6 protein-coding genes are annotated in these 7,273 nt (G+C 71.9%); 2 read left to right on the top strand and 4 right to left on the bottom strand.

The window, feature by feature from the left end:
• Positions 1–4: 4 nt before the first annotated feature.
• Positions 5–766, bottom strand: coding sequence for a phosphoglyceromutase (locus ACFWYM_RS16055; RefSeq protein WP_384836222.1), 762 nt, complete (start codon positions 764–766; stop codon positions 5–7).
• Between the two features lie 134 nt (positions 767–900).
• On the opposite strand from ACFWYM_RS16055, the gene ACFWYM_RS16060 reads away from it, so the two are divergent.
• Positions 901–2,241 (top strand): MDR family MFS transporter, encoded by a 1,341-nt coding sequence (locus tag ACFWYM_RS16060; protein WP_384836225.1) that lies wholly within the window; start codon positions 901–903, stop codon positions 2,239–2,241.
• On the opposite strand, the gene ACFWYM_RS16065 is transcribed toward ACFWYM_RS16060, so the two are convergent.
• From ACFWYM_RS16065 to mshA, 3 genes are all read right to left on the bottom strand, one after another.
• Positions 2,231–3,958 (bottom strand): glycosyl hydrolase family 28-related protein, encoded by a 1,728-nt coding sequence (locus tag ACFWYM_RS16065; RefSeq protein ID WP_384836228.1) that lies wholly within the window; start codon positions 3,956–3,958, stop codon positions 2,231–2,233. The two genes, ACFWYM_RS16060 and ACFWYM_RS16065, sit on opposite strands and share 11 nt — an antisense overlap.
• Before the next feature lie 124 nt (positions 3,959–4,082).
• Complete coding sequence (locus ACFWYM_RS16070; protein ID WP_384836231.1) at positions 4,083–4,604, bottom strand: YbjN domain-containing protein; 522 nt, start codon at positions 4,602–4,604, stop codon at positions 4,083–4,085.
• Positions 4,597–6,000 (bottom strand): D-inositol-3-phosphate glycosyltransferase, encoded by a 1,404-nt coding sequence (gene mshA, locus ACFWYM_RS16075; RefSeq protein WP_384836234.1) that lies wholly within the window; start codon positions 5,998–6,000, stop codon positions 4,597–4,599. The genes ACFWYM_RS16070 and mshA overlap by 8 nt, the downstream gene beginning before the upstream one ends.
• Positions 6,001–6,279: 279 nt before the next feature.
• Here mshA and ACFWYM_RS16080 point away from each other — a divergent pair, with 279 nt between their 5' ends.
• Positions 6,280–7,092, top strand: coding sequence for a class I SAM-dependent methyltransferase (locus tag ACFWYM_RS16080; protein WP_384836237.1), 813 nt, complete (start codon positions 6,280–6,282; stop codon positions 7,090–7,092).
• The last annotated feature ends 181 nt before the right edge of the window (positions 7,093–7,273 follow it).

Genomic DNA, 7,273 nt, shown 5'->3' on the forward strand with positions numbered 1-7,273 from the left:
CGGGCTACTTCTTCTTGCCCTGGTTCTTGACCGCCTCGATCGCCGCCGCGGCCGCGTCCGGGTCCAGGTACGTGCCGCCCGGCTTCACCGGCTTGAAGTCGCTGTCCAGCTCGTACGAGAGCGGGATGCCCGTCGGGATGTTGAGGCCCGCGATGTCGGCGTCGGAGATGCCGTCCAGGTGCTTGACCAGGGCGCGCAGCGAGTTGCCGTGGGCCGCGACCAGGACCGTCCTGCCCGTCAGCAGGTCCGGGACGATGCCGTCGAACCAGTACGGGAGCATGCGGACGACGACGTCCTTCAGGCACTCCGTCTGCGGGCGCAGCTCCGGCGGGAGCGTCGCGTAGCGCGGGTCCTCGAACTGGGAGTACTCGGCGTCGCGGTCCAGCGGCGGGGGCGGGGTGTCGTACGAGCGGCGCCAGAGCATGAACTGCTCCTCGCCGAACTCGGCCAGGGTCTGGGCCTTGTCCTTGCCCTGGAGGGCGCCGTAGTGGCGCTCGTTCAGGCGCCAGCTGCGGTGGACCGGGATCCAGTGGCGGTCGGCGGACTCCAGCGCCAGCTGCGCGGTGCGGATCGCGCGCTTCTGGAGCGACGTGTGGACCACGTCCGGGAGCAGGCCGGCGTCCTTGAGCAGCTCACCGCCGCGGACCGCCTCCTTCTCGCCCTTCTCGTTCAGGTTGACGTCCACCCAGCCGGTGAACAGGTTCTTCGCGTTCCATTCGCTCTCGCCGTGGCGGAGGAGGATCAGCTTGTACGGTGCGTCGGCCATGGGCCCGAGCCTAATCGACCCTTCTGTTCCCCGCCGATTGACGGTGGTCGTCAATCCAGTGGCCTTGGTCCCTGGCCGGACCGTAAGTTGCGTTCATCTAACGAGCCACTTACATCACCCGGGGGAACGCACTCATGTCAGTCGCCTCGCTCAGACGTGCCGCCAAAGAGTCCGTCTCGGGGCTGCCCCGGGACTTCTGGTGGCTGTGGACGAGCACTCTGGTCAACCGGCTCGGGGCCTTCGTCGCCACTTTCATGGCGTTGTACCTGACCTTGGAGCGGGGGTACTCGGCGACGTACGCGGGGCTCGTGGCCGCGCTGCACGGGCTCGGCGGCGTCGTCTCCTCGATCGGCGGCGGCGTGCTGACCGACCGGCTGGGGCGGCGGCCCACGCTGCTCATCGCGCAGACCTCCACGGCGGGCTCGGTCGCGCTGCTCGGCTTCATGGAGCACCCGGTGGCCATCGCCGGGGCCGCCTTCCTGGTCGGGATGGCGAGCAACGCCTCGCGCCCGGCCGTGCAGGCGATGATGGCCGACATCGTGCGCCCCGAGGACCGGGTGCGGGCGTTCTCGCTCAACTACTGGGCCATCAACCTCGGTTTCGCGGTCTCCTCGGCGGGCGCGGGCTTCATCGCCTCGTACAGCTACCGCGCCGGGTTCCTGATCGAGGCCGCCATGACGCTCGCGTGCGCGATCGTCGTGTATGTGAAGCTGCCCGAGTCGCGGCCGGAGAAGAACACGTCGGAGGCGGGCGGGGAGCCGGAGGTGGGGCTCGGGACCGTGGTGCGGGACGGGCGGTTCATGGGTGTCGTGGGGCTGTCGTTCCTGGTCGCGCTGATCTTCCAGCAGGGGTCGGTGGGACTGCCGGTGGCAATGGGGCACGCGGGGTTCACGCCCGCCGACTACGGCATGGCCATCGCGGTCAACGGCGTCCTGATCGTCGCGCTGCAGATCCCGGTCACCCGCTTCATCGAACACCGGGACCCGCAGCGCCTGTTGGTGGTGTCGTCGATCGTCGCCGGATACGGCTTCGGGCTCACCGCCTTCGCCGGTTCGGTCGGCGCCTTCGCCCTGACGGTGTGCGTATGGACGCTCGCCGAGATCGTCAACGCACCGACGCAGACCGGTCTCGTCGTCCGGCTCTCGCCGACCCATGGACGCGGGCGCTACCAGGGCATGTACACCCTGTCGTGGGCCGTGGCCGGTCTCGTCGCGCCGCTGATGTCGGGCGCCGTGATCGACCGGTTCGGGCCGGAGTGGCTGTGGGGCGGCTGCGCGGTGATCGGGACGGTGGCGGCGGCCGGGTACTGGGGGCTGATGCGGAAGCTGCCGGAGGAGGAGGCCGGTGTGGTGGAGGCCGGTGTGGTGGAGGCCGCCGTGGAGGAGGCCGCCGTGGAGGAGGCGCCTGTAGGTGCCTCTGCCGCCTCTGCCGCCTCTGCCGCCTCTGCCGCCTCTGCCGTCGAGCTCAGCGCCTGAGAGCGCGCTGGGCCTCGTACAGATTCCGGGGGCGTACGGGCACGGGGGTCCCGTACGCCTCCAGCCTGCTGTGCAGGTCGCCGGTGAAGTCCGGGACGTCGATCTGGTCGAACTCGCGCACCTCGTTGAGGCCGACGGTGGCGCTGTAGGGCGCGAGGCCGTCGATCTTCATGAGGCCCGCGCGCTCGTTGGTGACGCGGATGTTCCAGTGCGTGAAGCGGGCACCGAAGAGAGGGCCGGCCGACGCGTCACCGCCGTGGCGGCCGTTGTTGTTCACGGTGATGTCCGTGCGGACGTTGGCGAACGGCAGTCCGCGGTGGCTGTCGAAGGTGCCCATCTCCATCCGGCCGCGCGACCAGACGTTGTACGAGGACAGGCCCTCGACGTTGATGCCGTGGAGCTGGGTGTTCGCGGGCGCCGGGACCGTGCGCCGCGCGATCGTGAAGTCCTCGACGAGGTTGTCGTGCGAGCCCTCCCGGCAGAAGTACGGGTGGTGCGAACCCCGGCCCTCCACGCGGGTGTTGCGCAGCGTGCAGGCGGAGGCGGCGACCAGGCCGAAGCCGTTGTCGACGTGCCGGACCGTGATGTCGTCCGCCCAGCAGTCGTACGCGCACTGGAACGCGACGCCGTTGTGGCCCTTGTCCAGGAGGTGCGGGGACTGCGGGGTCTCCACGGCTTCGAGGGTGAGCCCTTCGACGCCCGCTCCGGAGAGGGCTCTTACGTGGGTGGTGAGCTGAGGCTGCCACTCCTTGCGGACGTCCAGCGGAAGCGGTCGCTCGAAGGTGACCTTCCGGCCGCGTACGGAGGCGATGCGCACGGGCCACTCGTAGGGGACGTACGAGGTCAGCTTGGTCTTGTCGGCCCAGGTGTACGCCTCGGGGCCGGGGCCGCCGCCCGCCATGTGCTGGAGGAGCGTGTGGTCCGCGTCGTCCGCGAGGCGGAGCAGGACGAGGTCTCCTTGTCGCAGTCGTGCCGGGTCGGCGACCGTCACCGCCCAGGAGCCGCGGGTGGCGGGGGCGACGGCGGTGAGGGGCTTCCATGCGTCGCGCTTGTTGCCGGTCCAGCCCTCGAAGGGCCACTCCTTGTTCTTGATGGCGGCGGTGAGCGAGTCCCAACGCGCCTGCGGGCAGAGCCAGATGAGGCCGCCCGCCCAGGACCAGCTGGACTTGTCGCCGCCGTAGCGGGAGCCGTAGACGCCGATCAGCTCGGTGAGGTTCTTGGTGGCGTGGAGGGTGGTGCGGCCGCTGCCCGCGCCGCGCAGGACGACGCGGTCGTGGGCGATGCGGATGACGTCGTCGACGCGGTAGGTGCCGGCCGGGACGAGGACCGTGCCCCCGCCTGCCCGTCCGGCGACGGCGAGGGCACGGTTGATCGCGGGCGCGGAGTCGCGGGCGCCGGTGGGGTCGGCACCGTGGTCGAGGACGTTCGCGACGACCGGGCGGCGGGGCAGGGTGCGGGTGCCGGTGCGGGCTCCTGCCCTGCCGATGTACGGGATCTGGGGGTGGGTGTAGGGGGTGGCGGTGAACTCGCGCCAGAGGGTGGGGGGTTGGGGATGGGCGGGGCGGGCCCGGCCCTGGGGGCGGCGCCGGGAAGGGGTGACTTCGGTCGCCTGGGAAGGGGTGGCTTCGGTCGCCTGCGCCGGGGTGGAGCCGGTCGCCGCGGCGGCCGCCACAGCGATGGCGCCGCCGATCACCGTGCGTCTGCCGGGGTTCCGCATACTGCCGCCCTCACTTTCATGGATGTGAACGTGATTCACGTAAGCGATGGGCGGGAGCATGCCAGACCCCGCCGTGCGCCGAAAGGGGTTGCGCAGACGGGGTGTTGAGGAGACCGTCGGAGGGCTAGCTGCTCGGCTTCTGGGTCAGGTGCGTGAACGCGTCCAGGTTGCGCGTGGACTCGCCGCGCGAGACCCGCCACGCGTACTCCTTGCGGATGGCGCTCGCGAAACCGAGCTCAAGGAGGGTGTTGAAGGAGCCGTCCGCCGCCTCCAGGACGGAGCCGAGAAGCCGGTCCAGCTCGTCCGGGGTGACCGCGGCGAGCGGGAGCTTGCCCGCCACGTAGACGTCGCCCAGCTGGTCGACGGCGTAACTCACTCCGTAGAGGCGGAGGTTGCGCTCCAGGAGCCAGCGGTGGAACGCCCCCTCGTTCTCGTCCGGGTGGCGGATCACGAACGCGTTCAGGGACAGGGAGTGCCGGCCGAGCTTGAGGGAGAGCGTCGTGGAGAGCTTGCGCGTGCCCGGCAGCTTCACCACGTAGGCGCCGGGCTCGGGGCTCTCCCACTCCAGCTCGGCGCCGGTCAGGGTCTGCTCGATGATCGCGCTCGGGCCCGGGCCCGGAGCCTTCACGTCCGCCTGCTCAGCCATGGTGCGAGCGTACGTGACGGCGGAAATCGTGCAGGGCGGCGGTGTAGACGTCGGCGGTGGCCGAGGCCGCGGTGTCCCAGCCGAAGGACTGCGCGTGCCGGGCCGCGGCCTGGCCCATGCGGTCCACAAGCTGTGGATGGTCGGCGAAGTCGCGCAGCACGCGCGCGTAGTGGGCCGGTTCGTGCCCGGAGACCAGGAAGCCGGTCACCTCGTCGCGCACCGCCACGGGCAGCCCGCCGACGGCGGCCGCGAGGACCGGGGTCCCGGCCGCCTGCGCCTCGATCGCGACGAGCCCGAAGGACTCGCTGTACGAGGGCATCACCAGGACCGAGGCCGCCCGGAACCAGTCCGCGAGCTGCTCCTGTCCGACGGGAGGCTGGAACCGCACGACGTCCGCGATCCCGAGCCGTGCCGCCAGCTTCTGCAGCCCCTCCGGCTTGGCGAGGCCGCTGCCGCTGGGGCCGCCGACGACGGGCACGACGATGTGGCCGCGCAGCTCGGGGCGCTGGTCGAGGAGGACCGCGACCGCACGGAGGAGGACGTCGGGGGCCTTGAGGGGCTGGATGCGGCCCGCGAAGAGCGGGATCAGCGCGTCCTGCGGCAGGCCGAGGCGGGCGCGCGCTGCGGCCCGCGCGGACGATGCCTCCCCTGGACGGAGCTCGTCGGAGCCCTTGGGGAAGGGCCGGAAGCGGTCGAGATTGACCCCGGGGTGCACGACGGCGACCTTCCCCGGGTCCGCCTCGTAGTGCCGTACGAGCTCGTCGGCCTCGTCGGAGGTGTTGGCGATGAGGCGGTCGGCGGCGCGCACGATCTGTGTCTCGCCGATGACGCGGGCGGCGGGCTCGGGGGTGTCGCCCGCGGCGAGCGCGGCGTTCTTCACCTTGGCCATGGTGTGCATGGCGTGGACGAGGGGCACGCCCCAGCGCTCGGCCGCGAGCCAGCCGACGTGGCCGGAGAGCCAGTAGTGGGAGTGGACCAGGTCGTAGTAGCCAGGGCGGTGACCGGCCCACGCCTGCATCACCCCGTGCGTGAACGCGCAGAGCTGAGCGGGCAGTTCCTCCTTCGCGAGCCCCTCGTACGGGCCCGCGTCCACATGTCGTACGAGGACGCCGGGGGCGAGCTCGACGGCGGGCGGGAGGGCGCCGGTCGTGGCGCGCGTGAAGATCTCGACCTCGATGTTGATCGCGGCGAGGCGCTTGGCCAGCTCCACGATGTAGACGTTCATGCCGCCCGCGTCGCCGGTGCCGGGCTGGTGGAGCGGAGAGGTGTGCACGCTGAGCATCGCGATACGGCGGGGGCGGCGGGGCGGGCGGCTCGCGCCGGGGATGCGGAGCCTGCCCGGGGCGCCCAGGGTCGCCTGGGAGCGACGGCCGAGCCTGGTCACGTACTGGCTCACCTGGCGGTCCTCCTTGATGGCACGACTTCGGGGAGGGCGTACGGGACCCTCTACACAGTCGGAACACCGGAAGGTCGCCCTCCATTTCCACTTTGCCAAACCGTTGCCTTGGGGGCCCGCCGGAGCGCTTGCGAGGACTTACGGCTCGGGATGCTTGTGTGCTTGTGGGGGTGTACCGCCCGGGAAGCTTGTGAGGGCTTGCCGTCCGGGGCGCTTGCGGGGGCGTATCGCCCGGGACGCTTGTGAGGGCTTGCCACCCGGGACGCTTACGCTCTTTCCATGGCTCCCCGCTCCTCCTCCCGTCCCGTGGGGACGGTCACACGCGGGACCACCAATCCGAACCGGCTGCGGCGCATGGACCGCTGGATCGCCACGCGGCACGGTGGGGTGCTGCGGCGGGCGGGCGCGGGGGCGGTGGCCGTGGACCTCGGATACGGGGCGGCGCCCTGGACCGCGGTCGAGCTGCTGCTCCGGCTGCGGACGGTGGCGCCGCGCGTGCGGGTCGTCGGCGTCGAGATCGACCCGGAGCGGGTGGCGGGGGCGCGGCCCTATGAGAGGGAGGGGCTGAGCTTTCGGCATGGGGGGTTCGAGGTGCCGTTGGGCGGGGGCGCCCAGCCGTTGTTGATTCGGGCCGCGAATGTGTTGCGGCAGTACGAGGAGGCTGAGGTCGCGGCCGTGTGGGAGCGGCTGTGCGGGCGGCTGGCGCCGGGCGGGCTGTTGGTGGAGGGCACGTGCGACGAGATCGGGCGGCGTCATGTGTGGGTGGCGCTGGGGCCAGAGGGGCCGCGGACGGTGACGTTCGCTGCGCGGCTGGCCTCTCTCGAGCGGCCTTCGGACCTGGCCGAGCGGCTGCCCAAGGCGCTGATCCACCGGAACGTGCCCGGGGAGCCGGTGCATGCGTTCCTGCGGGACTTCGACCGGGCGTGGGCTGCGGCGGCCCCGTATGCGGCGTACGGGGTGCGGCAGCGGTGGGTGCGGGCGGTGGCGGATGTGGCGGGGGTGTGGCCGGTGGAGGGGCGGCGGGAGGAGTGGGGGCGGGGGGAAGTGACGGTGCGGTGGGGGGCGTTGGCGCCGGGGGCTGGTGCGGTGTAGGGGGCGGGGCGGGTTCGTGGGTGCGGGTTCGTGGGTGCGGGTTCGTGGGTGCGGGTGCGGGCCGGTGGGTGGGTCGGGGTGGGGACGCGGCGGTATGTCCGTCCTCGAAAAGCCGGGGGCGCCGGACGAGTTCATGAGTACTGGGGTGGGTGGGGTGCTGTACTGCGGGCGGACATACCGC

This window comes from Streptomyces sp. NPDC059009 (assembly GCF_042740175.1).
Lineage (GTDB): Bacteria > Actinomycetota > Actinomycetes > Streptomycetales > Streptomycetaceae > Streptomyces.